The sequence below is a fragment of the Actinopolyspora mzabensis genome (assembly GCF_900101095.1).
In the GTDB taxonomy this organism is placed as follows: Bacteria; Actinomycetota; Actinomycetes; order Mycobacteriales; family Pseudonocardiaceae; genus Actinopolyspora; species Actinopolyspora mzabensis.
In genome coordinates, this window is record NZ_FNFM01000015.1 from 38,694 (window position 1) to 65,007 (window position 26,314).

Sequence of the window (26,314 nt, forward strand, 5' to 3'; positions counted from 1 at the left end):
TTCGGGGAATTGTGTTGTCGGCCGCACACTGCCACCGTCCTGTTGGTCCTGCTGGTTCGTCGGGTGGTCCGAGAACCGCGTCCGTTCCCGCTCGGCTTCCGGGAACTCCGAGCCGCCAAGTGCCCGTGCCGCGGGTTCCGCCGCGACTCGGAGACATCCGCGCCGGAGCCCGTGGCACGGGCCGGCGAGCCGGACGCCAGCGGCGGGCCGATCGTTCGGGGTGGAACGCGTTCCCGGACAGCAGTCGAGATGTCAACCAGAGTAGGAGGTCGGGGCACAACGCCGGAGTACCGCCACGGTTCATCTCGATGTCGCCGAACCGTCGCGAAAACATCACCTCGGGTTCCCGGGGTTCGACAGTGCTCACGTTGTGTTAGTAACTCAACGAAAAAACACCATGACGTGTGGTGTCGGAACCCTTGAATTCGATCCCGCTACGAGGGGAGGCTCAAATTCACTGCTCCATCTGGTGGGGAGGGTAGCTCCGAATGAGTGTTGTCTATGCCACTGGCGTGTCCCAGTTCACCGGGGTGTGGGATGAACTCATCATGAGTCTGACCACCGGATTCATGCTCACCGACGAGCGGGGTCAGGTGTTGGCCACGAACGATGCCGCCGCGGATCTGCTGCGGCTGGATCGCACGGACCTGCTCACCGGTTCGCGCCCGGCGGACTGGGCGATGCGGGACAGCACCGGAGCGCGACTGCCCGACTGGACCGATCTGACCAGCCAGGTGCTGCGTACCGGCACCCGGATGTCCACGCCCGTCGTGATCACCCGAGAGGGCAAGCCGAGCGGGCACCTCTGGATGGACTACCAGCCCACCCGCACCTGTTCGCAACAGCGGGTGTTGATGTTCCTCCAACCGGTGGATTCCGAGGTGTCGCACTCCCGTGGAATGACTGATCCGTTGACGGGCCTGCCGGGGCGGGTGCTGCTGTTGGACAGGCTCGACCAGGCACTGGCGCGGGCCCGTTGCCGGACCACCCTGACCACGTTGGTGCTCGTGGACGTCCGCAGGCTCGAACAGTTCAACGTCGACTACGGCTTCGCTCAGGGGGACGAGCTGCTGACCATGATCGCGGGGAGGCTGCGGCAGAGCGTCGCCGACGAGCACACCGTGGCCCGTTTCGGTGGGGACGAGTTCGCGGTGGTCGTGGAACATCCCAGCGGGACCGGCGACGAGATCGCCGAGGGAGCTCGCAGCGCGGTGGCCCGTCCCATGCGGCTGCAGCGCAGACAGGTCCGCCCGAGCGTTCGGGTCTCCTGGGTCACGAGCGACGGTCACGCCTCGGTGCATTCGGTGATCAGTCGTGCGGAGCGGCAGTTGAAGGACTGATGTTTACCGCGGGAGCGACGTCGCTCCGGGGGCTTCGTTGGTCGGCCCGGCGTATCCCGCCGCGGCCGGCTGTCTCCCCGTACGGCCGCCACCCCGTACGGCCGCAAGGAGAGGGCCCGAAGGCAGCGGCGAGGTGTCCCCGGCGAGCTCGGTTCCGGGGAAACACCCAGCCGAGGCGGGGAAAGCTCGCCGCGCCGCTCCGGCGTCCTCGGAGTTGATCGGTTTCGCTCGGACGTTCCGGCCTCACCGGTGCTGTTCGGCGGTCAGTAGTTCTCGTACCGCGTCCGGGGGGCCCGGTTTCGCGAAGAGCCAGCCCTGCCCGGTTTCACACCCGATCTCGCTCATCCGCTTGGCCTGGGCGTGGGTCTCGACACCCTCGGCGGTCACGGTCAGCCCCAGGGTGTGTGCCAGGTCGACCAGGGTGCTCACGATCCGGGCATCCACCGGATCGATGCACTCGCTGTCGGCGAGCCCCTCCATGAACGAACCGGCGATCTTGAGCTCGTGCACGGGCAGGTGCCGTAGATAAGCCAGGTTGGAGTAGCCGGTGCCGAAGTCGTCGATCGCGATGCGCACTCCCATCCGGGACAGGGTGCGAAGGGCCTCGAGCGGTTCGTCGGCGGTGCCCATGATCGCGCTCTCGGTCAGCTCCAGCTGCAGCTTCCCCGGGTCCAGACCGGTCCGGTCGAGAATCTCGGTGACGTCGGAGACGAGGTTGGGGTCCCGGGACTGTCGCACGGCCAGGTTCACGCTCATGAACGGCGCGGCCCGGCCGAACTCGTCCTGCCAGGCCTTCGCCTGCTCGCAAGCCTTGCTGAGCACCCAGCGCCCCAGTGGGACGATCATGCCGGTCTCCTCGGCGAGACCGATGAACCGGTCGGGGCCGAGCCTGCCCAGCTCCGGGTGCCACCACCGAACCAGCGCCTCCACGCCGGAGACGGTGTACTCGCCGAGTTCGACCAGCGGCTGGTAATCGACGTAGAACTCCTCGCGTTCCAGCGCCGCTGGCATGGCTGCCGAGAGCCGGAACTGCGCGACCTCGCTCGCGTTGCGTTCGGTGTCGAACAGCGCCCACTGGTTCTTGCCCTCGGCCTTGGCCCAGTACAGCGTGACGTCCGCGTCGCGCATCAGTTCGGCGGGTGTCTGCCCCGCCGTGGAGCGCTCCAGGATCCCGATGCTGGCCGAGACCGCGAGCTCCTGGTTGCCGACACGCATCGGGGAAACCAGGGTTTCCAGCACGTGGTTGGCCACTTCGATGGCCTGCTGCGTGCCCTGCGATCCCTGGATGAGGATCACGAACTCGTCCCCGCCCATCCGCGCGACGAGCCGGTCCTCGCCCCGCACGGCCTCGTCGAGGCGCTGCGCCACGGTCACCAGCAGGTCGTCACCCACGTGGTGTCCGAGGCTGTCGTTGATGACCTTGAAACCGTCGAGGTCCATGTAGCACAGCGCCACCCGGTCGGTTCGCTTCGTGCTATCGGAGTCCTCGCGCAGTGCCTCGGTGAGCCGGTCCAGGAACAGGGCACGGTTGGGCAGACCGGTCAACGGGTCGTGCAGGGCCTGGTGCCGCAGCCGGTCCTGCAGCATCTTGCGGTCGGTGACGTCCTCCATCATCGCGACCTGGTAGAGCGGCATGCCGTCCTCACCGCGTACCAGCGACACGATCAGTTCGGTCCACGACTTGCTGCCGTCCGGGCGGGTGAAGTGCTTCTCGACCCGGTACTGCTCGCGTTCGCCGCGGACGAGTTCCTCGTAGACCCGCCAGACGGTGTCGTTGTCCTCGGGATCGACCAGGTCGTAGACCATCAGGCCGCGCAGTTCCTCGGCGGTGCGCCCCAGGATCCGCCGCAGGGAGGCGTTGGCCTCCATGATCCGGCCCTCGGTGTCGGCGATCCCGATACCGATGGCGGCTTCGGCGAAGATCGCCCGGAACCTGGCCTCACTGGTGCGCAGGGCCTGTTCCACGGAGTCGCGTGCGTCCAGCACGGCCTGACGGATGGCTTCCTGCTCGTCCAGGGTCCGTTTGCGGGCCGCCTGCATGAATCCCGCCGAGATCGCGGACTGGATCGCCGAAACGCGCGTTCGCATCTCGGGGCTCTCCGCGATGCCGAGCGTGGGAAGCATGTGTTCCCCGACGTTCTCGATCGTTCTCGCGAGGGACTCGGCGCCGGTGAAGTGCACGGACACCAGCTCGGAACCGACCTCGCGGGCGGCGTCGGTGTGCTGCGGCTCGCTCAGCAACGCCTCGACCAGCTGGTCGGTGTAGCCTTCCAGCAGTTCTTCCACTTCCGCGCCGGTCATCGGCACGTAACTGGTCCCGACGAGCGCCCGGCTCCAGGCAGCGGCGAAGTCCCGTTTGCGCTGTCCGTCCACACTCGTCACCTCGTGAGCGCTTGAAACAGGCGCTGTCCAGCCGGTCATGCCCGCGGCGCCCTCCGCTTCTCGTAGTCGCCCGCGCAAGGTACTCGGGAGAGCATACGGCCGATGCCACCCGTCGGTCGAACGCGGAACCTGTTGCCGCCCAGGGTAGCTAGCCGCTGTGAATTGACGGGAAGTGCTGACGGAGATCGAATCGGCTGATCATGTCACCCGAACGGGGCGAGTTTTGTGAAACACGCGGTGTCCGGTTTGCCTCGTTGTGGTGAAAAGGTAACACGATACCTAGTAGTGCGGTGGAACGATCGCAGCCTTCGCCGCACGACCGGAATTCCACAACGGCGGTTACCCGTGGGGACCGACGCCACACCCCCGGGCCGCGGGACGAGCACGAGGGGACAATCATGCACGGTTCGAGGGGATGTGGTCGCGCCCGAGCGCTGACCGTGGCCTTATCAGCGTTGTTCGGCACGGTACTGCTGCTGGGAACCTCCGCGCAGGCCGTGAGCGAATCCTCGCCGGCCCGGGGGCAGGCGGGCCACGAGATGGGCTCGCAGATTCGGGAACACGAGGGTGGTGATCCCTCCGCCGATCCCGCCACGGCACGCAATCCCTCGGTCAAGGGGATGGACGTGAGCGGGCACCAGAACTGGGTCGACTGGCGACACTGGTGGAACAAGGGGATGCGGTTCGCCTACGTCAAAGCCACCGAGGGCACGGGCTACACCAGTCCGGACTTCAACCACCAGTACACCGGCTCGTACGAGGTCGGAATGATCCGGGGCGCCTATCACTTCGCACTGCCCGACCGCTCCGGGGGCGCGGCCCAGGCGCGCTACTTCGTCGCCAACGGCGGCGGCTGGTCCGACGACGGCAAAACCCTGCCCGGCGCGTTGGACATCGAGTACAACCCGTACGGACCCACCTGCTACGGCAAGAGCAAGGCGGCCATGACGGCCTGGATCCGGGACTTCAGCGACACCTATCGGGAACTGACCGGCAGGTACCCCACCATCTACACCAGCACCAGCTGGTGGAACAAGTGCGTGGCCTCGGACTTCGGCGACACCAATCCACTGTGGGTGGCGCGCTACAACGACTACATCGGTCCGCTACCGCACGGCTGGGGGTTCCACACCTTCTGGCAGTACACCTCGTCCCCGTTGGACAAGAACCTGTTCAACGGCTCCTACAAGCAGCTCGAGCGGCTGGCACGCGGGTGAGGACTCTCCCGTGCGCCCCGGGCGGACCTTCGTCGTCCGGAAGTCGGCCCGAGACCGCGCGGCGCCGACTCGGGTGCCGAACCCGAGCACCCGAACAACCACCGCTACGAGTTCCGGGAGGCGAGTGCCGTCGACAGGCGTCGGTGTCGACGGCACTCCGCCCGGGAACGATCAGCCGAACAGTCGGGGAAGCGTGCCTTCCCACGCCTCCCGCAGCTCCGACAGCGGGATGTCGCCGACGCCCTGGATCTCCAGCGCCTTCGACTCGTCGTCCACCACACCGATCTTCGAGCACGGCAGACCACGCGCCGAGCAGAGCTCGGTGAACTTCAGTTCCGCGCCGCGCGGCACCGACACCGCGACCCGGCCCGCCGACTCGGCGAACAACCACACGAACGGGTCCGCCTCCTCCGGCAGCACGATCCGCGCCCCGGTCTCACCGATCAGCGACATCTCCACCAGCGCCTGGGCCAGCCCGCCCTCGGAGAGATCGTGCGCGGCCGAGAGCAACCCGTCCCGCGATCCGATCCCCAGCACGTCGGCGAGCAGCCGTTCCCGTGCCAGATCCACTCGCGGCGGGGTGCCGCCGAGGTGGCCGTGCACCACCCGGCTCCACTCGGAACCGCCGAACTCCTCGCGGGTGTCACCCAACAGCAGCAGCGACTCACCGGGCGCCGCTCCGATCCCGGTGGGAATCCGGGCGGTCACGTCGTCGATGACCCCGAGCACCCCGGCGACCGGTGTCGGCAGGATCGGGTCACCACCGGTCTGGTTGTAGAAGCTCACGTTGCCGCCGGTGACCGGGATGCCGAGTTCGGCGGCCGCGTCGGCCAGCCCCCGCACGGACTGCTGGAACTGCCACATCACGCCGGGGTCCTCGGCCGAGCCGAAGTTGAGGCAGTTGGTGACCGCCACCGGCTTCGAGCCCGTGACCGCGACGTTGCGGTAGGCCTCGGCCAGCGCCAGGCGCGCGCCCTCGTAGGGATCGAGCCTGGTGTAGCGGGCGTTGCAGTCGGTGGCAACGGCGATGCCGCGGCCGGTCTCCTCGTCCACCCGCAGCACGCCCCCGTCGGAGGGCTGCGCCAACACGGTGTTGCCCCGCACGTAGTGGTCGTACTGGCCGGTCACCCACTCCCGGGAGCACAGGTTGGGCGAGGCCGCCATCCGCAGCACGGTCTCGCGCAGCTCCTCCGCCGTGGCCGGGCGCGAGAGGGTGTTCGCGTCGTCCGCGGCGATCAGGTCCTGTTCCGCGGGGCGCCGCACCGGGCGCTGATAGACCGGTCCCTCGTCGGCCACGGTCCGGGGCGGGACGTCGACCACGCACTCGCCCCGCCAGTCGATCCGCAGGTGCTCCTCGTCGGTCACCTCGCCGATGACCGTCGCCGTCACGTCCCACTTGCGGCAGACCGCCATGAAGGAGTCCACGTCCTCGGGGCGGACGATCGCGCACATCCGCTCCTGCGACTCGCTGGACAGGATCTCGGCCGGGTTCATCCCCTCGGCCCGCAGCGGCACCGTGTCCAGATCGATCCGCATGCCGCCGTCGCCCGCGGCGGCCAGCTCGGAGGTGGCGCAGGAGAGCCCGGCTCCACCGAGGTCCTGCACGCCCACGACCAGGTCCGAGCCGTAGAGCTCCAGACAGCACTCGATGAGCACCTTCTCGGTGAAGGGGTCGCCCACCTGCACACTGGGCAGCTTCTTGCGACCGCTGCCGGTCTCGTCGCCGCTGAAGGTCTCCGAGGCCAGCACCGAGACACCGCCGATGCCGTCCAGCCCGGTGCGGGCACCGAACAGGATCACCTTGTTGCCCGCCCCGGTGGCGTGTGCCAGCTGCAGCTCGTCGGACTTGAGCACGCCGACGCACATCGCGTTGACCAGCGGGTTCCGTGCGTAGGACTCGTCGAAAACCACCTCGCCGCCGATGTTGGGCAGCCCGAGGCAGTTGCCGTAGCCGCCGACTCCCTCCACCACACCGGGCAGCACGCGGCGGGTGTCGGCGGCGTCGGCCGGACCGAACCGCAGCGGGTCGGCCACTGCCACGGGGCGCGCGCCCATCGCCATGATGTCGCGCACGATGCCTCCGACACCGGTGGCCGCGCCCTGGTAGGGCTCCACGTACGAGGGGTGGTTGTGGCTTTCCACCTTGAAGGTGACCGCCCAGCCGTCGCCGATGTCGACGACTCCCGCGTTCTCACCGATGCCCGCCAGCATCTTGGCGCGCATCTCCTCGGTGGTGGTCTCACCGAAGTACTTCAGGTGCGTCTTGGAGGACTTGTAGGAGCAGTGCTCGCTCCACATCACCGAGTACATCGCCAGCTCGGCCTCGGTGGGGCGCCTCCCGAGGATCTCGCGGATGCGCTCGTACTCGTCGTCGGCGAGGCCGAGCTCGCGGTACGGCTGGTCGAGTTCGGGGGTCCGTGCGGCCTGCTCGACGCTGTCCACCGGTTCGGCGCCGTTCGGCGTGGCCGGGTCCTGCGTCGCGGCTTCGCGGGTGGGGTCGGTCATGCTGCCACCAGGGTGTCGAGGGCGGACAGGAACATGCCGAGGCCGTCGTCGGTGGGCCCCGTGAGTGGATCGACGGCGTGCTCGGGGTGGGGCATCAGCCCGGCGACCCTGCCGCGTTCGTCGGTGATTCCGGCGATGTCGCGTCGCGAGCCGTTCGGGTTGCCGTCCACGTAGCGGAACAGCACCCGGCCGTCGCCCTCCAGGCGGTCCAGCACCGGGTCCTCGGCCACGTAGCGTCCCTCGCCGTGCTTGATCGGGATCAGCAGCTCGGCGCCGGGTTCGTAGCGGGTGGTCCAGGTGCTGGTGTTGTTGTCCACGCGCAGCCACTGGTCGCGGCAGACGTAGTGCAGCCCCGAGTTGCGGGTCAGCACGCCGGGCAGCAGCCCGGCCTCGCACAACACCTGGAACCCGTTGCACACCCCGAGCACCGGCATGCCCTGCCCGGCGGCGCGCACCACCTCGGTCATGACCGGTGCGAACTTGGCGATGGCGCCGCAGCGCAGGTAGTCGCCGTAGCTGAATCCGCCGGGGACGATGACGGCGTCCACTCCGTGCAGGTCGGCGTCACCGTGCCACAGCGCCACGTCCGAGGCACCCGCCCGGCGCACCGCGCGGCGGGCGTCGCCGTCGTCCAGCGAGCCCGGAAAGGTGATGACCCCGATCCTGGCCCCGGCGGCGCTCACGATCCCACCCGGCGCACGGCCCAGTCCTCGATCACGGGGTTGGCCAGGAAGTTCTCCGCGATTCGGGCGAGCGTGTCGTCGTCGACGTCGTCGTCGACCTCCAGCTCGAACCGCTTCCCCTGACGGACTTCCGAGATTCCTTCGAATCCCTGCCGGGGCAGCGCGTTGGCAACCGCCTGTCCCTGCGGATCGAGGATCTCCTGCTTCGGCATTACGTCGACAACGACTCGGGCCACGGGCGTCGCTCCGGAAACTGTGCGGATCCGTCCCGCTACCGCGGGCGCGGATGGTCGGCGTTACGAGCAAAGCGTAACTGACCTGCGAGTTCCCTCACGGGCGGCCGGGGACCACGTGGGAGCTGGGTCACTCGGCCAGGCCGTGCAGCCGTCCCTTCAGGTGCGGTTTGCCCGAGGTGGAGTGCAGCGCGAAGAGCTTCGCCGCGTCCGACTCCCCGGGTTGTTCGGTGAAGCGCACCTCGGAGGGCAGCAGCACCGGCTTGGCGAACTCCACCTCGACCGTGCAGGCGTCGGGCAGTCTGCCCTCGAAGGCGGCGAGGCAGCGGGCCTTGGACCACATGCCGTGCGCGATCGTCCGGGGGAAGCCGAACGCCTTGGCGGTGAGCGGGTGCAGGTGGATCGGATTACGATCACCGGACACGGCCGCGTAGCGCCTGCCGAGGTTCGCGGGCAGCCGCCAGGCCGCGGTGGGGGCCTCGGCGGTCACCTCCGGAATTCCCTCGGGTCTGGGGACGGAGTCGTCCGAGGCGCCCCGCCGCAGGTACGTGCTCGTCTCGCTCCAGACGAGCCGATCGTCGACGCTGGTCTCGGTGATCACGTCGAACTGCTGTCCCTTCGGGTGGCGGCGCTGGTTCGCCAGCCGCACTCGCTGGGTCATCGAGTCGGTCACCGACACCGGTTCGTGCCGCGTGATGCGGTTCGCCACGTGCACCAGGCCGACCAGCGGGTACGGGAAGTCCCGGTCGGTCATCAGCCGCACGGCCAGCGGGAACGAGGTGATGTGCGGATAGGTGAGCGGCAGCTCGTCGCGGGTGCCGAATCCGCACAGCCTGTTGTAGGCGGCAAGGTGTTCCCGGTCGATCGTGATCCCGGAGCGGACGTACTCGCTGTAGGGGAGTTCGGCGTCCCGCCCGGCCCGCCGCAGCGGTGTGGTTCCCGCTGCCTTCAGATAGAGCGCGCCCAGGTTCGGCGACTCGCTCAGTTCCTCGGTCGGCATCCTCGTCCCACCTTCCTGCGGTACTCCGCCGCGACTTGTCGTGATCTACCCACTCGATGTCGGGCCTCCCCGGAGCGAGAGCCCGCGAGAGGTTCCGCCACCCGAGCCCTGCGCCAACCGAGCCCCTGCGCCAACCGAGCCGACGAAACCCTCAAGCCCCCAACAGGCTCTGCCCGCACACGCGAATTACGTTGCCGTTGACTCCGGCCGACCCGGGATCGGCGTAGTAGGCGATGGTCTCGGCGACGTCCACCGGCAGCCCGCCCTGCGAGAGGCTGTTCATCCTGCGGCCCGCCTCGCGCACGAACAGCGGTACGGCCGCGGTCATCGCGGTCTCGATGAATCCGGGAGCCACGGCGTTGATCGTCACACCGCGTTCCGCGGCGCGCGGGGCGAGTGCCTGCACGTGGCCGATCACCCCGGCCTTGGAGGTCGCGTAGTTCGCCTGCCCGACGTTGCCCGCGATGCCGCTGATGGAGGCGATCCCGACCAGCCTGCCGCCGCTGCGGAGCGGGGAGGAGTCGGCCAGCAGGGCGGTGTTGATCCGCTCCTGGGCGGCGAGGTTGACCCGCAGCACCGCTTCCCACTGGTCCCGGCTCATCCTGCCGATGGTCTTGTCCCGCGTGATGCCCGCGTTGTGCACCACGATGTCGAGCCCGTCGTGCCGCTGTTCGACGTGTTCGATGAGTTGCCGGGGCGCGTCCTCGGCGGTGATGTCGAGCTGCAGCGTCGAACCGCCGATCCGGTTGGCCACCTCGGCCAGGTCCTCCCCCTGTGCGGGGACGTCCAGGCACACCACGTGGGCTCCGTCCCGGGCCAGGGTCTCGGCGATGGCGGCGCCGATGCCGCGGGAGGCGCCGGTGACCAGCGCGACCTTGTCGCGCAGTGGTCGCGCTGCGTCGACGGTGGGTGCTTCGGCGGCTCCGACGCGGATCACCTGGCCGGAGACGAACGCCGATTTCGACGAGAGCAGGAAGCGCAGCGTGGAGTCGATCGCCCGCTCGCCGCCCCGGGAGACGTGGACCAGTTGGGCGGTGGCGCCGCGTTTGAGTTCCTTGCCCGCGGTGCGGACGAATCCTTCCAGCGCGCGCTGCGCGGTTCGCTCCGCGGGGTCGTCGATCTCCTCCGGCGGGGTGCCGAGCACGATCAGCCTGCCGCACTTGCTCACTCGCCGGATCGTGGCGCCGAAGAACTCGTGGAGTTCCCCGAGTTCCGTGCTGCCCGCTATTCCGGTGGCGTCGAAGACCAGGGCCGCGTACTCGGCGTCGTCGTCCCGGCTCCGGTGTACCTCGGCGTCGGCCTCTCGCAGGGTCTCGGACACGGCTTTGCCGAGCCGGCCCCCTTCGGCTTCTCCGAGCAGTACGGGGCCGGAGACGAGCGGGTCACCCGGTCGGTACCTGCGCAGCGGGGTGGGGGTGGGCAGCCCGAGCCGGTTGGCCAACTGCCGCCCGTACCGGGATGTGACCAGCTTGCTGTACGGATCCGCCATTACGAGCAACTCCTCCATGCGTGACCGGCACTCGACGCATAAGCTACCCGTCGGTAGGTTGAGTTTCCAGTCAGGCCCGGCGCTGTTCCGGGTGTTCGTCGAGCAGCTGTGCGGAGGAATCGGCCATGTCCACAACTCGCCGGGTCGCCATCGTCGGAGGCAACCGAATCCCGTTCGCACGTTCGGGTGGCCCCTACGCGCGTGCGTCCAATCAGGACATGCTCACCGCCGCTCTCGACGGCTTGGTGGCTCGTTACGGACTCTCCGGGCGGCGTGTCGGTGAGTTCGTCGCCGGGGCGGTACTCAAGCACAGCCGCGACTTCAACCTGGCACGCGAGGTCGTGCTCGGCTCCGGTCTCGACTCGCGTACTCCCGCGCACGACGTGCAGATGGCCTGTGCCACCGGCCTGGAGTCGGTCGTGTCCGTGGCGAACAAGATCGCTCTCGGGCAGCTCGAGTCCGGCATAGCGGGCGGGGTGGACTCGGCCAGCGACGCTCCGATCGAGCTCAACGACGAACTGCGCAGAGTGCTGTTGCGCGCCAACCACGCCAAGGGCACCGGGGCCAAGCTGCGGGCGCTGACCGGCCTGCGGCCGGGACACGTCGTACCCGGTATCCCCCGCAACGAGGAACCCCGCACCGGACTCTCGATGGGGGAGCACGCCGCCAGGACCGCTGCGGCGTGGGGTGTCGAGCGGGCGGAGCAGGACGAGCTGGCCGCCCGCAGCCACCAGCGGCTCGGTGCCGCCTACGAGCGAGGGTTCTTCGAGGATCTGGTCACCCCGTTCCAGGGGCTCACACGTGATCAGAACCTGCGGCCGGATTCCTCGCCGGAAAAACTCGCCGAGCTCAAGCCCGTTTTCGGCCGGGGCGAGCAGGCCACCATGACCGCGGGCAACTCCACACCGCTCTCCGACGGCGCGGCCACGGTGCTGCTCGCCAGCGAGGAGTGGGCGCAGCGGCACCAGCTGCCGGTGTTGGCCTACCTCGGTGACTTCGTCTCCGAGGCGGTGGACTACGTCAGCGGTGACGAGGGGCTGTTGATGGCTCCCGCCTACGCCGTACCGAGGCTGTTGGACCGGGTGGGCAGCTCGCTCGGCGAGTTCGACTTCTACGAGATCCACGAGGCATTCGCTTCCCAGGTGTTGTGCACGCTCCGGGCCTGGCGGGATCCCGAGTTCTGCGCCGAGCGGCTGGGCCGGGGTGAACCGCTGGGCGAGATCGACACCGACCGACTGAACGTGAACGGTTCCTCGCTCGCGGCCGGACATCCCTTCGCCGCGACCGGCGGGCGGATCGTGGCGACCTTGGCCAAGTTGTTGGCGGAGCGTGGGTCCGGTCGTGGACTCGTCTCCATCTGCGCGGCCGGTGGTCAGGGGCTCACCGCCGTCGTCGAACGCTGATCAAAAACCTGTTCGAGTTCCGGTGTTCACCCGACCGGCAGGTCGGGCGCTCCGGGCCCCGCTCGGGGGCTATCCGAAGTGGACTGTGCTCGTCGTGGCGCGGGGTCGGTGGGAGACGGCGTGTCTCGCCGTGCCCCGGGCCGTGAGCTGCGCTACATTTGTTGCCCCGCTCGGGAATTCGCACCGCTTCGGTTCCGTTCGTCGGACGGGAACCAACGCGGTGATCAAGTGTTCTCGGATCCCGTCCGAAGAATACTTTCCCCTCCGGGGATGACTGTCCGTATCGTACTGAGGCCGTTTCGTGTTCCCGATCGATCGACATTGTGATCGGATCGAAAAATGTGATCCAAGACACATCATGTCGAAGGTGTAACGCTTTGATGTACAGGCACGATGAACGGGGTGACTCCGCGATGCTGTCGGACCCCCGACCTGGCAGCATCGCGGAGCTCGCCACCCCGGTGTCCTGGCTGTCGGTGAACGGCAGGTAGGCACCTCCCATACGTCCTCGCCCAACGGGTGGATTCCCACGCGCCGGACGAGGTGTCTCTTCGTCGCGAGAGCGACGAGTCCGATAACGGCATCCCTGTATGACAGGAAGACCTGTATTTCAGGGCGATGCCATGGCCCCATATTGATCACCCTGAGTGATCGGAAAAACACTCAGGGTTTCGGACAGCCTTAAGGAGAGGCACCATGAACATTGCCATCGTGATGATCGGTGCACTGCTTCCGATCTTGGCGGCAAGCGTGTTCTACGTAAGCGACCACCGTACTCCGCAACGCATCAATCGCTCACCTCCGAATTTCGAGGAGAGCGGTGAGTACGACATGTCGACTTCCGGTGACCTCACCCCGCTGACTCCGATGGAGCACGTGGCCCCGACGGAGCAAGGGCCTTTGGACAGGCGGATGTCCGAGGCGGCCTGACCGGCGGAGACCGATGATCCGGGGCTGATCCGTCGAGGCCGTTCCGGTCTCGTGCTTCGTTCCCGGTGGCCGTATCCGGGTGCGGGTGAGACGTGAACGCGGTGATGCCGTGTCGACGGCGAAGAACCGAAAAGCACCGAACGGTCGTGCTCTGTCCCCCGGTGCACGACCGATGAAAATACGAAACCGCTTGCGAAATTGATTCCGATGTCCCGTGAATCGGTTTCGGTGGGGCTCGTTTCCCGGCGCGCACCGACGCTCCCGACGTTCGGCGCGCGCCGTTTTGTTTCTCGGCAGCCGAATCCGGTGCTCTCCTGACGGAAGTCCACCGGCCCTCGGGTCAGGTGTACCCGGGGCCGGTGACTCGAACTTCTCGATTGGTTCTTACCGCGTGCTCAGGCCGAGCCCGAGACCGAGGCCGTGCTCGTCGAGACCGCCGCCGAGCCGCAGTCCCTGCGTGCCGCAGGCGGCCGGTGCTGTCGCCTCCAGCGGTAGGGACGGGTCCAGCGAACTCGGAGCGTCCCCGTCGTAGGCGCCGCTGTCGTTGATGTCGATGCCGTGCTGCACGAGCACCGCGTTGCCGTCGCGGATGTTCGCGGCGGTTTCCTCGCTGACGGTCACCGTCCGCGAGTAGGTCACGAATCCGTTTGGGGCGGTCGGGAACCGGTCCACCGCGAGACCGCTGGACGGACCGGTGTCACCGGTGGTGGTCAGTGAGACCCCGATCCCGCCGTAGTCCGAGGCGCCTTCGGCGGTGCTGATGATGCCGTCGTCGTTGGCGTCGTCGGCCTTGGTGGGGCACCGCCCCGCGCCGCCGATGTGGACGTGTTGCGCGTGCGGTTGGTTCTCCAGCAGCCCGGAGCTGTAGAGCCGTACGGTCGCTTCGCGGCCTCGCAGTTTGATCAGGCCGAACCCGTGCGCTCCGCTGTCGTTGAGCTCGTCGAGCTCGACGACGGTGAACGTGCCTCGGTCGCGGTCGTGCTCGACGTCGTGCTTCGGTTGCGCGGATGCCACCGCCGCCGAACCCGTGGCCATCAGCCCGAGTGCGGCTACGGTGCTCACGACGGAACGCAGTTGAAACCTGGACACTGGCAGCACCCTTCCCGTGGTCGCGTTGATCTGCCAACGGGGGTTCGTCAGCCCGGTGGTCGTGGATTGGTATCGGCCCTGTTCGGGTGAGAACAGCCTGCTCACCGCCCTCGCGGTCCTCCGCGCTGCCCATGCGTAGTCACACGACTTATGATGGGGGCGGGGTACGCTGCGAACATCGGCACATGCGCGTACTCACCGATTCCGACGTCGTCACCGTTGCTCCCGAGACGGCCGTCGACGCCGCGCGAGAGGCCCTCCGCCGGTTCGCTCGGGGCGAGCTCGCCGCACCTCCCCGGGTCAGCGCCGAACTCGGCGATCTCGACTACTACTACACAACCGGTGGCCTGCCGGGCGGCGTCAGCGGTTTCCGCGCCTACCGCGCCGGTACGCCCGCCGGTGATCAGCTGGTGGCGCTGTGGGATGCCGCGGGGAGGCTGTTCGGCATCGTGGTCGGGGACGAGCTGGGCGCCCGACGCACCGGAGCCCTGGGGGGTGCCGCCGTGGAAGCGATGTCCGACGAACGAGCGAGCACGCTCGCCGTGGTCGGAACCGGCAAGCAGGCGTGGACCCAGATCTGGGCCGTCAGCGCGGTTCGCTCCCCCGAACTGGTCCGGGTGCACAGCAGGGACGAGCGCAACCGCGAGACGTTCGCGGCCGAGGTGCGGGACCGGCTGGGGCTGCGCGCCGAGACCGTCGCGACCCCGGCTTCGGCGGTAGGTGACGCCGAGGTCGTCGTGCTGGCCACCCGTTCGGAGCGTCCGGTGATCGACTCGGCCGACATCGCTCCCGGCGCGCACGTCACCACCGTGGGGCCGAAGGGGAGCACCGGGCACGAAATGCCTCCTGAACTGCTCGAACGGGCGGCGGTCGTCAGCTGCGACTCGCCGCCGCAGGCGGCGGCCCTGCCCGACTTCCTCGTCGGCCCGGCGAGGCTGGTATCGCTGGGAGACGTCCTGATCGGCGCTCACCCCGGTCGGGAGAGCTCCGATCAGCTCACGGTGCACTGCTCGGTCGGTCTGGCCGGCTCGGAGGTGCTGTTCGCCGATCGCCTGTTCGACGCGACCCCCGGTTGAGATGCCCGGCTTCGGACGCCGGTGGAACCACGCCGCGACTCGCCGAGCGGTGCGGGAAGAATGCGGCACCACCGCCCTCGTCTTCAACGATCTCTTCGGTGGCGACCTCGTGCGGGGCGATGTTCGCCGCCGGGGCGAACGGGTGGACTTCCACTGGTGGAACCGCCTCGGCGGCGGTCCGGAACTGGATCTCACCCGAGGCCAGTTCGCCTCCGACGAGCTCGTCGGCCCCGGTGAACCCGTCTCTCGCCCGACCGGCAGGACCCGCCTCGACACGGAGTACGAAACCCTCCGAGAACGAGTACTGACGTACCTCGAGCGCTAGTCCGCGCGACGACGGTGGAATGCGGCGCGCGGGTGACCTCGCCGTCGATGATGTCGAATTGGCCCTGGGCCGCCTCCCAGCCATGCCCGTTACTCGTCACCCGTTGCCAAGTCTGCTGACGGGGGCGTGGGCACGGCGCGCGGACGTGCGGCTGCTCGACGCGCTCTACATCGCGCCGGCCGAGCGCCTCGGGCTTCGGGTACTGACCACGGACCACGAACTGGCGAGGGTGTGCCCCAAGTTGACCGAGACCCCGCATCCACCGAACTGACGGTGAGACGTGACTCAGGAGTAACTCTCCCGCGGAACACCGCGCCGTTCGGGTGTGTTGACTGGGGACGTGAATACTTCGCAGCAGAACCGTCGTGCCCGTGTCCGAGCCCCGGAACCCTCCGGGCGCGCCTGGCTGAACACCGGTGGAACCACGCCACGACTGACCGAACTGCGCGGGAAGTTCGTGCTGCTGGACTTCTGGGCGTTCTGCTGCGTCAACTGCCTGCACGTCATCGACGAGCTGCGCCCGCTGGAGCGGGAGTTCGCCGAGGAGCTGGTCACCATCGGCGTGCACTCGCCGAAGTTCGAGCACGAGGCGGACCCGGATGCGCTCGCCGCCGCCGTGGAGCGCTACGGCGTGGACCACCCGGTGCTCGACGATCCGGAGCTGGCGACCTGGCGCGACTACGCGGTCAAGGCGTGGCCGACCCTGGTGCTGATCGACCCCGAGGGCTACGTGGTGCACCAGGCGGCCGGGGAAGGGCACGTCGAGGCACTGCGCCGGATACTCGGCGAGCTCGTGCCCGAGCACGACCGGCGCGGCACCCTCCACCGCGGTGCCGAACACCGGGTCGAGACCCCGGAGCCGGAGACCACGTTGCGCTTCCCCACCAAGGTGCTCGGCCTGGAGGGGGGAACGTTGCTCGTCGCGGATTCGGCGCGGCACTCGCTGGTCGAGTTCGCGGCGGACGGCGAGACCCAGCTGCGCCGCATCGGAACCGGCCGCAGGGGAAACGCGGACGGCGACGCCGAGTTCGCCTCCTTCAGCGAGCCCGGTGGCATGGCGCTGCTGCCCGAGCGGGTCGCGGCGCGGGTCGGCTACGACGTCGTGGTGGCCGACACGGTCAATCACCTGTTGCGCGGGCTGCGGCTGGCCGACGGTGCGGTCGTCACGGTGGCGGGAACCGGTGCGCAGTGGCGGGACGAGCCGGACTCGGGCGCGGCGGCGCGGACGGCGTTGACGAGTCCGTGGGACGTGACCTGGTGGGCACCGGCTGGCGGTGTGGTCATCGCGATGGCCGGGAACCACACCCTGGGGCTGTTCGATCCCGTGGCGGAGAGCGTCACCCGGTTCGCGGGCACCACTGTGGAGGGGCTGCGCGACGGCCCGGCGAACGAGGCGTTCTTCGCCCAGCCCTCCGGACTCGCCGTCGCGGCGGCCACCGATGCGGGCGATCCGGAGCGCCTCTGGTTCGTCGACGCCGAGACCTCCGCGCTGCGCTGGGTGGAGCCGACCGACGGCGGTTTCGAGGTGCGCACCGCGGTCGGCAGGGGTCTGTTCGACTTCGGCCACTCCGACGGACCGGCGGCCGAGGCGCTGCTGCAGCACCCGCTCGGTGTCGCGGTGCTGCCCGACGGCACCGTGGCGATCTGCGACACCTACAACGGCGCGATTCGGCGTTACGAACCCGCCACCGGGGAGGTCTCGACGCTGGCGACCGGTGTCGCCGAGCCGTCCGGTGCCACCACGTCCGAAGGCGAGCTGGTGGTCGCGGCCAGTACCGCGCACCGGCTGGAACGCCCGGTGCCGCCGGGGGTGACCGCGCGACTGATCGAGGGTGGGTCCCAGCGGGTCAACCGCCCCGCGACCGAGGTCAGTTCCGGCGAGGTCGAGCTCACCGTTGTCTTCGAGCCTCCGCCCGGGCAGAAGCTCGACGAGCGCTACGGCCCTTCCACGCGGCTCGAGATCAGCTCCTCCCCGGAGAACATGCTGGTCGAGGGCGCCGGTGTCGGTACGGAGCTGAGCAGGCGGCTCGTGCTGGCCGAGGGGATCGAGCACGGGGTGCTGCACGTGGTCGCGCAGGCGGCCAGTTGCGACGACGACTCCGAGGTCGAGCATCCGGCCTGTCGACTGACCAGGCAGGACTGGGGAGTGCCGGTCCGGCTCGACAGCGGCGGCAGCCGGCGGTTGCCGCTGGTCATGGGAGGGATGGACGAGCAGTGACCGGCTCGTCACGGTTCCGGGGCCCGATTCGGCGGTCTACCCTGCGCATTCGCCGGGCTCGACCGGACGCGTAAACTTTCCGGGTGACCGATGCCAAGCTTGAGATCCAGATGTTGCATGACCGAGTCATGGTGCGGGTCTCCGAAGAGTCCGGTGAACGTCGCAGCAGCGGCGGTATCGTGATACCCGCGACCGCCCAGGTGGCCAAACGCCTGCTCTGGGGCGAGGTTTTCGGTGTGGGCAGCCACGTGCGCAGTGTCCAAACCGGGGATCAGGTGCTGTTCAACCCCGAGGAGCAGTACGAGGTGGAAGTGCAGGGCGAGATCTACGTGGTGCTGCGGGAGCGGGATCTGCACGCCGTCGCCTCCGAGCGGACCGAGCAGGGTACCGGTCTGTATCTTTGACCGAGGTGCGTGTCCGGTTCGGCGTGGCCGCTGTGTGCTGTGGCGCACGTGATACCAGTTCGGAAGCCGTGTGAGGCCTCCCCAGCCGGGCTGTACCGGTGATGCCGGTCGGCAGGCTCGAGTTGTGCTGCCGACCCCGCCGCAAGACCGAGAAGAAGGGGACGCGGTGCCGGAAGACCACGAACGTCCCGATCGCACCGAGGGCGGTCGGGATCGGCGAGCGGACGAACCGACCGAGCGGATTCAGTTTCTCACCGGTGATCTGAGCGGCAGTGGTGCTCCGAGCGGCGGCGCGGCCGCCGAGGGGACGTCGGAGTCGGCCACCGGTGGGCGATCGGACGACGACGAGGCCGTCGACGAGTCCCGCCGGAGTACGAAACCCGGTATGACACCGCCGCACGTCGCCGGATCGCCGACCGGGGCGGCCGCGAACACCGAAACGGGTGGCACTGCCCCCGGGAGTTCCACCACCGGTAGTTCCGCCGGTGCGGCGAGCGGTACCGGAGATACCGGCACCGCTGGGGCGGGCACCGGCAACGATGCCCCCGCGGAGACGGCCACCGAGAGTACCGATTTCATCCCGCGGGTGACCGAGGAGACGACGGCGGTCCCCTTCGAGGGGGACACCGAGCGCACCGACACGATTCCCGCCGTGCCCGAGAGCACGCGGGCCGTCGACTCCACCGCGGCCGCCACGGCCTACGTACCGGCCTCGCCCGAGCACTACAACGGCAACGCGACCGCGTGGTTCGGGCACCAGCAGTCCCAACAGGCCCCGTACGGGCAGCCTCAACAGGCCCCGTACGGGCAGGACCAGCAGTTCGGGACGCCACCCGGTTATCCGCAGCAGCCCCCGTTCGGCACGCCTGGGGCGGAAGCGGGTTCACCGGACGATTCGGTCGGCTCGCGTTTCCGCCGAAATCTCCCCAACAACAGGTCCTTACTCCGAGCGGGCATCGCCGCGGGCATCACGATCGGGGTGCTGGCGTTGCTCTACATCGGTGACCTGGCATTCAGCAGTGGGCAGGTGCCACGTGGCACCACGGTGGCCGGTGTCGACGTCGGCGGGCTCGATCCCTCCGCTGCCGAGCGGAAGCTGCGTTCCCGGCTCGACGACTCGCTCAGCGAGCCCTTCCGGCTGAAGGTCGGCAAAGCCACCAGCAGCATCGAGCCCCAGGCAGCCGGGCTGTCGATGAACTGGGACGCCACACTGGACAAGGCGGGTTCACAGCCGTTGAACCCGATCACGAGGCTTACCTCCTTCTTCACCACCCGCGAGGTGCCTCCGCAGAGCAATGTGGACCGAGAGAAGCTCCGTGCGCAGCTGAAGCAGGTGCGCAACGACCTCCATCGCGAACCGGTGGAGGGAACCATCCGGTTCGAGGGGGCCGAACCGGTGCCGGTCTTCCCCGTCACCGGCAGGAACGTGGACATGAAGCGGGCGATGGACGTCGTCGTCCGTGACTGGGTGGGCAGCCAGCCGGTCTCGCTGCCCTACACCAAGGAGGACGTCCGAACCGACGAGGCGGGGGTGCGCCGGGCGCTGGAGGGGGTCGCCCGCCCCGCGGTCTCGGGAACGGTGACCGTCAACGGTGACGGCGTGCAGGCGAGCCTGGCGCCCGCCGACGTCGCCGCGGCGCTGCGGTTCGAACCCAACGACTCCGGTGGTCTGGACTGGCATCTCGACGTGCCCACGGCCAGGAAGGTCGTAAAACCCCAGCTGAAGTCCACTCTCAAGGAGGGCAAGAGCGCCTCCTTCGTGTTCGAGGACGGCAAACCCACCGTCGAGCCCTCCGAGACCGGACGCGGTATCGACTGGAAGAAGACGTTCGAGCCGCTGCGCGAGAAACTCACCAAGTCCGGTTCGGACAGCATCGACGCGGTCTACAAGGACATTCCGGCCGAGCTGACGACGGAGCAGGCCAAGAAGCTCGGTATCAAGGAGAAGGTCAGTACCTTCACCACGGGTGGGTTCAGCAAGGACTCCGGGGTGAACATCAAACAGGTCGCCCAGGAGGTCGACGGCGCGCTCGTCAAACCGGGCGAGACGTTCAGCCTCAACGGCCACACCGGTATCCGCCAGAAGGAACAGGGCTACATCGCCTCCGGGATCATCAAGAACGGCCGTCCCGACGAGGCCGTCGGTGGTGGTATCTCCCAGTTCGCCACCACGCTCTACAACGCCTCCTACCTGGCCGGTATGAAGGATGTGGAGCACAAGGCGCACAGCTACTACATCAGCCGTTATCCGATGGGGCGGGAGGCGACCGTGTTCCAGCGTCCCGACGGCACGAGCGTGATCGACGTCAAGTTCAAGAACGTCTCCGACAGCGGGATTCTGATCAAGACCGCGTGGACTCCCGAGTCGGTGAGCGTGACCTTCTGGGGGACCAAGCAGTACAAGGTCCAGTCCAAGACCAGCGACAAGACCGACGTCACCGAACCCGAGAAGGTGACCGTGCCCGCGGACGAGGAGTGCGTGGCCACCAGCGGCAAGAAGGGCTTCACGGTTCACAACACGCGGATCAGGAAGGATCTCGAGAGCGGCGAGGTGACGAAGGACCGGCAGAAGACGGTCTACGATCCGCAGCCGATCGTCAAGTGCGCCAAGAAGAAGGGCGAGGAGTAGTCGCCCGACGACACTCCGGGAACCCACCGCGTGTGATGTCGCACGTTTCGCGGATGTGTGCCGGTTCGCCGGAATCCCGCGACCGCTCCGTACGTGGCACGGGGTGGAAGGTTTCTATCCGAAACGGAGTGGTTTCATGCGCGCCACCGTCATACACGGTGCGGGCGACGTCCGGGTGGAGGACGTCGCCGACCCGGTGCTGGCCGAGCCCACCGACGCCATCGTGCGGGTGAGCCTCACCTGCATCTGCGGCAGCGACCTCTGGCCCTACAAGGGTATGGAGCAGGACGGCGCGGGCAGTCGCATCGGTCACGAGTTCGTCGGGATCGTCGAGGAAACCGGCTCCGAGGTCGGCGGCTTGCGTGCCGGTGATCTGGTGGTCTCGCCGTTCACCTGGTCGGACGGTCACTGCACCTACTGCAGGGAACAGCTGCAGACCTCCTGCGTCAACGGCGGCCTTTGGGGTTCGCCCGGTTCGGACGGTGCCCAGGGTGAGGCGGTAAGGGTTCCCCATGCCGAGGGCACGCTGGTTCGCCTGCCGGTGGAGCCGGACAGCGAGCTGCTGCCCGGCTTGCTGACACTGGCCGACGTGCTTCCCACCGGGCACCACGCGGCCGTCTCCGCCGGGGTGCGTCCCGGCGGCACCGCCACCGTCGTCGGCGACGGCGCGGTCGGGCTGTGCGGGGTACTCGCGGCCAACCGGCTCGGTGCCGAGCGCATCATCGTCATGGGCAGGCACACCGATCGGACGAATCTCGCCCGCGAGTTCGGTGCCACCGACGTGGTGCCCGAGCGCGGCGACGAGGCGGTGGAGCGCGTCCGCGAGCTGACCGGTGGCGAGGGCACGCACTCGGTACTGGAGTGCGTCGGCACCGGCGACTCGTTGCGAACCGCGCTGCGGCTGGCCCGCGAGGGCGGCCGGGTCGGTTACGTCGGCGTTCCGCAGGAGGGCGACGGCGTGGACGTGCGCGAGATGTTCATGCGCAACGTCGGCCTCTCCGGCGGGGTGTGTCCCGCCCGCGCCTACATTCCCGAGCTGCTGCCCGACGTGCTCTACGGCAAGCTCGACCCCGGTCGGGTGTTCGACCAGCGGACCGGGCTGGACGGTGTTCCGGGCGGGTACCGCGACATGGCCGACCGGAAAGCACTCAAGGTCCTCGTCGACCCGAGCTGAACCGTGTGCAGCGGCCCTTGGGTTCGAGGAGTGCGTTGCCGGTTCCCGGGCACGGCGATTTCGCGAGAAATTGACGGGGCGCGGGGTCGTATCGCCGTCCCGCACGGCGATTTCGCGAGAGATTGACGCCCCGTAGGGAACCGTCGAACGGACGAAACCGCGCCCACCGGTTCCGCCGGGTCTTCCCGGTGGCGCCGGTGGGCGCGGGTGAGTCGCTCCGAGCTCGGTACGGGGATCAGAACGCGGACTCGTCGATCTCCATCAGCGAGTTGTCGGTGTTCTCCACGATCTTCCGCCGCGAGGACAGTTCCGGCAGCACGTTCTTGGTGAAGAACCGGACCACCGCTACCTTGCCGTTGTAGAACGCCGCCTCCCTGCCGGTGGCTCCGGCGTCCAGCGCGCGCAGCGCGATCTCGGCCTGACGCAGCAGCAGCCAGCCGATCAGCACGTCGCCCATGCTCATCAGCAGGGTCACGGCCTGCTGGCCGACCTTGTAGATCTCGTTGACGTCCTCCTGCGCGGAGGTCGCGAAGTTGAACAGCGCGCCGAGGATGCCCTGCGCGTCGTCCAGCGCCTGTCCGAGCAGCTCGCGCTCCTCCTTGAGCCGTTCGTCGGCCTCGGCGGAGTTCAGGGTCTGCTGGATCTCGTTGGCCACGTGGCCGATCGCCTGCCCGTTGTTCTTGACGATCTTGCGGAAGAAGAAGTCCTGCGCCTGGATCGCGGTGGTGCCCTCGTAGAGGCTGTCGATCTTGGCGTCGCGGATGTACTGCTCGATCGGGTAGTCCTGCAGGTAGCCCGAGCCGCCCAGGGTCTGCAGCGACAGCGTGAGCATCTCGTAGGCCCGTTCCGAACCGACACCCTTGACGATGGGCAGCAGCAGGTCGTTGATCTGCTCGTACAGGCTCGCTTCCTCACCGGAGGTCTTGGCCTGCGCGATGCGGTCCTGGTAGTCGGAGGTGTAGCAGTAGACGGCACGCAGTCCTTCCGCGTAGGCCTTCTGCAGCATCAGGATGCGCCGCACGTCCGGGTGGTGTGTGATCGTGACGCGGGGGGCCGTCTTGTCCGTCGAGCGCGGCATGTCGGCGCTCTGCACCCGTTCCTTGGCGTACTCCAGTGCGTTGAGGTAGCCGGTGGACAGGGTGCCGATGGCCTTGGTGCCGACCATCATCCTGGCGTACTCGATGACCTGGAACATCTGCGCGATGCCGTCGTGCACCTCGCCCAGCAGCCAGCCCTTGGCCGGGGTGTCGTGCTGTCCGAAGGTGACCTCGCAGGTGGCCGAGACGTTGAGCCCCATCTTGTGCTCGACGTTGGTGACGTAGGCGCCGTTGCGCTCGCCGGGCTCACCGGTGCTGTCGTCGAAGTGGTACTTCGGCACCAGGAACAGGCTCAGCCCCTTGGTGCCGGGCTTGGGCTCGATGCCGGCGCCCTCGGGCCGGGCCAGCACCAGGTGCATGATGTTCTCGGTCATGTCCTGGTCCCCCGAGGTGATGAAGCGCTTGACTCCTTCGAGGTGCCAGCTGCCGTCCTCCTGCTTGACGGCCTTGGTGCGGCCCGCGCCCACGTCGGAACCGGCGTCGGGCTCGGTCAGCACCATCGTCGCGCCCCAGCCGCGATCGATCATCAGCTCGGCCCAGCGCTGCTGCTGCTCGGTGCCGTTCTCCCAGAGGATGGTGGCGAAGCTCGGTCCCGCCATGTACATGAAGATCGCGGGGTTGGATCCCAGCATGAGCTCGGCCGCCGCCCACTGCACCGACGGCGGGATGCCGTAGCCACCCAGCTCGTCGGGCAGGCTCAGCCGCCACCACTCACCGTCCATGACCTGTTGGTAGGACTTCTTGAACCCCTCGGGCAGGGTGACCGAGGCGGTCTTGGGGTCGAACTGGGCCGGGTTGCGGTCGCCCTCCTCGAAGGAGTCGGCCAGCGGGCCGGTGGTGAGGGTGTTCAGCTCGGTGAGCACGCCCCGGGCCGAGTCCTCGTCGGCCTGTTCGAACGCGCCCTTGCCCAGCCGGTTCTGCACTTCGAACAGCTCGAAGAGGTTGAATTCGAGGTCGCGGATATTGCTCTTGTAGTGGCCCATGGCGTGGCTCCCTCGTGCTGAATCGTGCGGGCGGGCCAGGTACCACGCCCTTACTCATCGGTAACCTGAGTATATTACCTACCGGTAACTTCTGCCAAGAAAAACCCGTTGAAACGCCCCGAAAGTCGGCGGGTTCTCCCCGGGCACCACCCCCGGGAAGAACCCGTGGTCGAACCCCGGGGCGGGGTGTGGCCGCGATCGCGCGCGGAATACCGCCCGGCCGTTTACGGTTGCCGCGTACATCACGCGAACGGATGGAGGCTCCCCACGATGACCTCCGCTACGGCGATCAGCGCCGAATCACTGGTCAAGACCTTCGGCGCCAACCGCGCGCTGGACGGAGTGGAGCTCTCGGCTCGCAAGGGGCGGGTGCTCGGACTGCTGGGGCCGAACGGCGCGGGCAAGACCACCGCCGTGCGCATCCTGACCACCCTGCTGCGCCCCGACTCCGGAAGCGCTTCCGTGGCCGGGCACGACGTGCTCACCGAACCGAACGCGGTACGGCGTTCCATCGGTCTCTCCGGGCAGTACGCCGCCGTGGACGAGAACCTCACCGGTCGCGAGAACCTCTACATGGTCGGCAGGCTCTACGGCATGAACCGTCCGGACGCGCGAAAACGCGCCGGTGAACTGCTGGACGGTTTCCAACTGGGTGAAGCCGGTGACCGGATCGCCAAGGGTTACTCGGGCGGGATGCGCAGACGCCTGGACCTGGCGGGCGCGCTGGTGGCCAGGCCTCCGGTGGTGATGCTCGACGAGCCCACGACCGGGCTCGACCCGCGCGGCCGGATGGACACCTGGCGGCTCATCGCCGAACTGGTCGACGACGGCACCACCGTGCTGCTGACCACCCAGTACCTGGAGGAGGCGGACGCGCTCGCCGACACCATCGCGGTCATCGACCACGGCAGGGTGATCGCCAACGGCACCTCGAACGAGCTGAAGGCGCTGGTCGGTGGCGAACGCCTGGAGCTGGTGGTCGACGAGGCGGCCGAAATGGACACCGCGGCCGAGGTGCTCGCCGGGATAGGTACCGGCACCCCGCGAGTCGACACGCAGAGCCGCCGGTTGCAGGTGGCCGTGAACGACGGCTCGAAGTCGTTGGTCGAGGCGGTGCGCTGGTTGGGCGAGTCGGGGATCGAGGTGCACGACGTGGGCCTGCACCGCCCCACCCTCGACGACGCGTTCCTCAGCCTCACCGGTAAGCCCACCGAGGTCTCCGGCAACGGTGCGACGGCAGGCGCCGCCGGTTCCGAAGGATTGGCCACGGCCGAGAGCGGGGAGCGGGGAGGCCGACAGTGACCGTCGTTCCGTCGAGTCTGCGCGACAGTTCCGTGGTCGCGTGGCGCAACCTGCTCAACATCAAGCGCAACCCGGACTGGCTGCTGTCCGGGACCGTGCAGCCGATCATGTTCGTGCTGCTGTTCGCCTTCGTGTTCGGCGGCAGCCTGGGCGGCGGGCGTTACCGGGAGTTCCTGATCGCCGGGATCTTCGTGCAAACGGTGGCCTTCAACTCGTCGTTCACTGTGATCGGCCTGACCAACGACCTGCAGAAGGGCATAGTCGACCGGTTCCGCGCGCTGCCGATGTCGCGGGTGGCGGTGCTGCTGGGCCGCACCAGCTCGGATCTCGCGGTCAGCCTGCTATCGGTGGTGATCATGTCGCTTTGCGGCCTGCTGATCGGCTGGCGGCTGCGGGGCGACCCCACCGACGTGCTCACCGGCTACCTGGTGCTGCTGCTGTTCTCGTTCGCCATGTCCTGGGTGGGGGCGTTCATCGGGCTGATCTCGCGCACCGTGGAGGTGGCGCAGAGCGCCGGACTGCTGTGGCTGTTCCCGGTGACCTTCATATCCTCCGTCTTCGTCTCGGCCGAGTCGATGCCCACGCCGCTGCGGGTGTTCGCGCGGTGGAACCCGATCACGGTCAACGCCGACGCGCTGCGGGAGCTGTTCGGCAATCCGATCCGGGTGGGGACGCCGCCACCGAGCAGTTGGCCCGCCGAGCACGCGATCCCCTACGCCGTCGTCTCCTCACTGCTGATCATCGCCGTGTTCGTCCCGCTTTCGGTGGCGCGCTACCGGCGGGTGGCAAGTCGGTGACCGCCGACACCGCTCCCCGTGATCCCCGTGGCCCCGAC

The 26,314-nt window shown here is 68.4% G+C and carries 21 protein-coding genes; 13 read left to right on the forward strand and 8 right to left on the reverse strand.

Annotated elements, in window-relative coordinates:
- Nucleotides 1–488: 488 nt before the first annotated feature.
- Entirely contained in the window at nt 489–1,340 is an 852-nt protein-coding gene (locus tag BLR41_RS21540; RefSeq protein WP_092632393.1) for a GGDEF domain-containing protein, read from the forward strand.
- Nucleotides 1,341–1,583: 243 nt separating this feature from the next.
- Here BLR41_RS21540 and BLR41_RS21545 read toward each other — a convergent pair whose 3' ends face one another.
- Nucleotides 1,584–3,761 carry a putative bifunctional diguanylate cyclase/phosphodiesterase gene (locus tag BLR41_RS21545; protein ID WP_092632397.1) on the reverse strand — a complete coding sequence of 726 codons (2,178 nt, stop codon included), beginning with the start codon at nt 3,759–3,761 and terminating at the stop codon, nt 1,584–1,586.
- Between the two features lie 359 nt (nt 3,762–4,120).
- On the opposite strand from BLR41_RS21545, the gene BLR41_RS21550 reads away from it, so the two are divergent.
- A complete protein-coding gene (locus BLR41_RS21550) occupies nt 4,121–4,939 on the forward strand; it encodes a lysozyme (RefSeq protein WP_092632400.1) in 819 nt (272 codons plus the stop codon).
- A 171-nt stretch (nt 4,940–5,110) separates the two neighbouring features.
- Here BLR41_RS21550 and purL read toward each other — a convergent pair whose 3' ends face one another.
- The 5 genes from purL to BLR41_RS21575 form a co-directional block, all read right to left on the reverse strand.
- Nucleotides 5,111–7,444, reverse strand: coding sequence for a phosphoribosylformylglycinamidine synthase subunit PurL (gene purL, locus BLR41_RS21555; protein WP_092632403.1), 2,334 nt, complete (start codon nt 7,442–7,444; stop codon nt 5,111–5,113).
- Nucleotides 7,441–8,127, reverse strand: a complete 687-nt coding sequence (gene purQ / locus BLR41_RS21560) for a phosphoribosylformylglycinamidine synthase subunit PurQ (RefSeq protein WP_092632406.1) — start codon at nt 8,125–8,127, stop codon at nt 7,441–7,443. Before purQ ends, purL begins: the two co-directional genes overlap by 4 nt.
- Nucleotides 8,124–8,363 carry a phosphoribosylformylglycinamidine synthase subunit PurS gene (gene purS / locus BLR41_RS21565; RefSeq protein WP_092632409.1) on the reverse strand — a complete coding sequence of 80 codons (240 nt, stop codon included), beginning with the start codon at nt 8,361–8,363 and terminating at the stop codon, nt 8,124–8,126. Before purS ends, purQ begins: the two co-directional genes overlap by 4 nt.
- A gap of 127 nt (nt 8,364–8,490) precedes the next feature.
- A complete protein-coding gene (locus BLR41_RS21570) occupies nt 8,491–9,360 on the reverse strand; it encodes a MaoC family dehydratase (RefSeq protein ID WP_092632412.1) in 870 nt (289 codons plus the stop codon).
- A 151-nt stretch (nt 9,361–9,511) separates the two neighbouring features.
- Nucleotides 9,512–10,849, reverse strand: coding sequence for a 3-oxoacyl-ACP reductase (locus BLR41_RS21575; RefSeq protein ID WP_092632521.1), 1,338 nt, complete (start codon nt 10,847–10,849; stop codon nt 9,512–9,514).
- A gap of 125 nt (nt 10,850–10,974) precedes the next feature.
- On the opposite strand from BLR41_RS21575, the gene BLR41_RS21580 reads away from it, so the two are divergent.
- Together BLR41_RS21580 and BLR41_RS21585 are read left to right on the forward strand one after the other, a co-directional pair.
- Nucleotides 10,975–12,252 carry an acetyl-CoA C-acetyltransferase gene (locus BLR41_RS21580; protein ID WP_092632415.1) on the forward strand — a complete coding sequence of 426 codons (1,278 nt, stop codon included), beginning with the start codon at nt 10,975–10,977 and terminating at the stop codon, nt 12,250–12,252.
- A 696-nt stretch (nt 12,253–12,948) separates the two neighbouring features.
- On the forward strand, nt 12,949–13,182 hold the full coding sequence (locus BLR41_RS21585; RefSeq protein WP_092632418.1) for a hypothetical protein: 234 nt from the start codon (nt 12,949–12,951) through the stop codon (nt 13,180–13,182).
- 384 nt (nt 13,183–13,566) lie between these two features.
- Here BLR41_RS21585 and BLR41_RS21590 read toward each other — a convergent pair whose 3' ends face one another.
- Entirely contained in the window at nt 13,567–14,271 is a 705-nt protein-coding gene (locus BLR41_RS21590; RefSeq protein WP_143013157.1) for a hypothetical protein, read from the reverse strand.
- A 185-nt stretch (nt 14,272–14,456) separates the two neighbouring features.
- Here BLR41_RS21590 and BLR41_RS21595 point away from each other — a divergent pair, with 185 nt between their 5' ends.
- The 7 genes from BLR41_RS21595 to BLR41_RS21620 all read left to right on the forward strand — a co-directional run bounded on the left by BLR41_RS21595 (nt 14,457) and on the right by BLR41_RS21620 (nt 22,097).
- Nucleotides 14,457–15,347: an ornithine cyclodeaminase family protein gene (locus tag BLR41_RS21595; RefSeq protein ID WP_092632424.1), complete on the forward strand. Its 891-nt coding sequence runs from the start codon at nt 14,457–14,459 to the stop codon at nt 15,345–15,347.
- Nucleotides 15,348–15,396: 49 nt separating this feature from the next.
- Nucleotides 15,397–15,672, forward strand: coding sequence for a YunG family protein (locus BLR41_RS21600; RefSeq protein ID WP_143013158.1), 276 nt, complete (start codon nt 15,397–15,399; stop codon nt 15,670–15,672).
- A gap of 19 nt (nt 15,673–15,691) precedes the next feature.
- Nucleotides 15,692–15,943 carry a type II toxin-antitoxin system VapC family toxin gene (locus BLR41_RS22635; RefSeq protein WP_143013159.1) on the forward strand — a complete coding sequence of 84 codons (252 nt, stop codon included), beginning with the start codon at nt 15,692–15,694 and terminating at the stop codon, nt 15,941–15,943.
- Nucleotides 15,944–15,997: 54 nt separating this feature from the next.
- Complete coding sequence (locus tag BLR41_RS21605; RefSeq protein ID WP_425426940.1) at nt 15,998–17,890, forward strand: NHL domain-containing thioredoxin family protein; 1,893 nt, start codon at nt 15,998–16,000, stop codon at nt 17,888–17,890.
- 83 nt (nt 17,891–17,973) lie between these two features.
- On the forward strand, nt 17,974–18,294 hold the full coding sequence (locus BLR41_RS21610; RefSeq protein ID WP_092632434.1) for a GroES family chaperonin: 321 nt from the start codon (nt 17,974–17,976) through the stop codon (nt 18,292–18,294).
- A 166-nt stretch (nt 18,295–18,460) separates the two neighbouring features.
- The gene (locus BLR41_RS21615; RefSeq protein WP_176798093.1) at nt 18,461–20,923 is read left to right on the forward strand and encodes a VanW family protein; all 2,463 of its coding nucleotides are present in this window, start codon (nt 18,461–18,463) and stop codon (nt 20,921–20,923) included.
- A 136-nt stretch (nt 20,924–21,059) separates the two neighbouring features.
- Entirely contained in the window at nt 21,060–22,097 is a 1,038-nt protein-coding gene (locus tag BLR41_RS21620) for a zinc-dependent alcohol dehydrogenase family protein (protein WP_092632527.1), read from the forward strand.
- Between the two features lie 235 nt (nt 22,098–22,332).
- Here the strand turns inward: BLR41_RS21620 and BLR41_RS21625 are convergent, their stop codons facing one another.
- On the reverse strand, nt 22,333–24,177 hold the full coding sequence (locus tag BLR41_RS21625; RefSeq protein WP_092632437.1) for an acyl-CoA dehydrogenase: 1,845 nt from the start codon (nt 24,175–24,177) through the stop codon (nt 22,333–22,335).
- Nucleotides 24,178–24,447: 270 nt separating this feature from the next.
- Here BLR41_RS21625 and BLR41_RS21630 point away from each other — a divergent pair, with 270 nt between their 5' ends.
- Nucleotides 24,448–25,479: an ATP-binding cassette domain-containing protein gene (locus BLR41_RS21630; RefSeq protein ID WP_092632440.1), complete on the forward strand. Its 1,032-nt coding sequence runs from the start codon at nt 24,448–24,450 to the stop codon at nt 25,477–25,479.
- Nucleotides 25,476–26,276, forward strand: a complete 801-nt coding sequence (locus tag BLR41_RS21635; protein WP_092632443.1) for an ABC transporter permease — start codon at nt 25,476–25,478, stop codon at nt 26,274–26,276. Before BLR41_RS21630 ends, BLR41_RS21635 begins: the two co-directional genes overlap by 4 nt.
- Nucleotides 26,277–26,314: the final 38 nt, after the last annotated feature.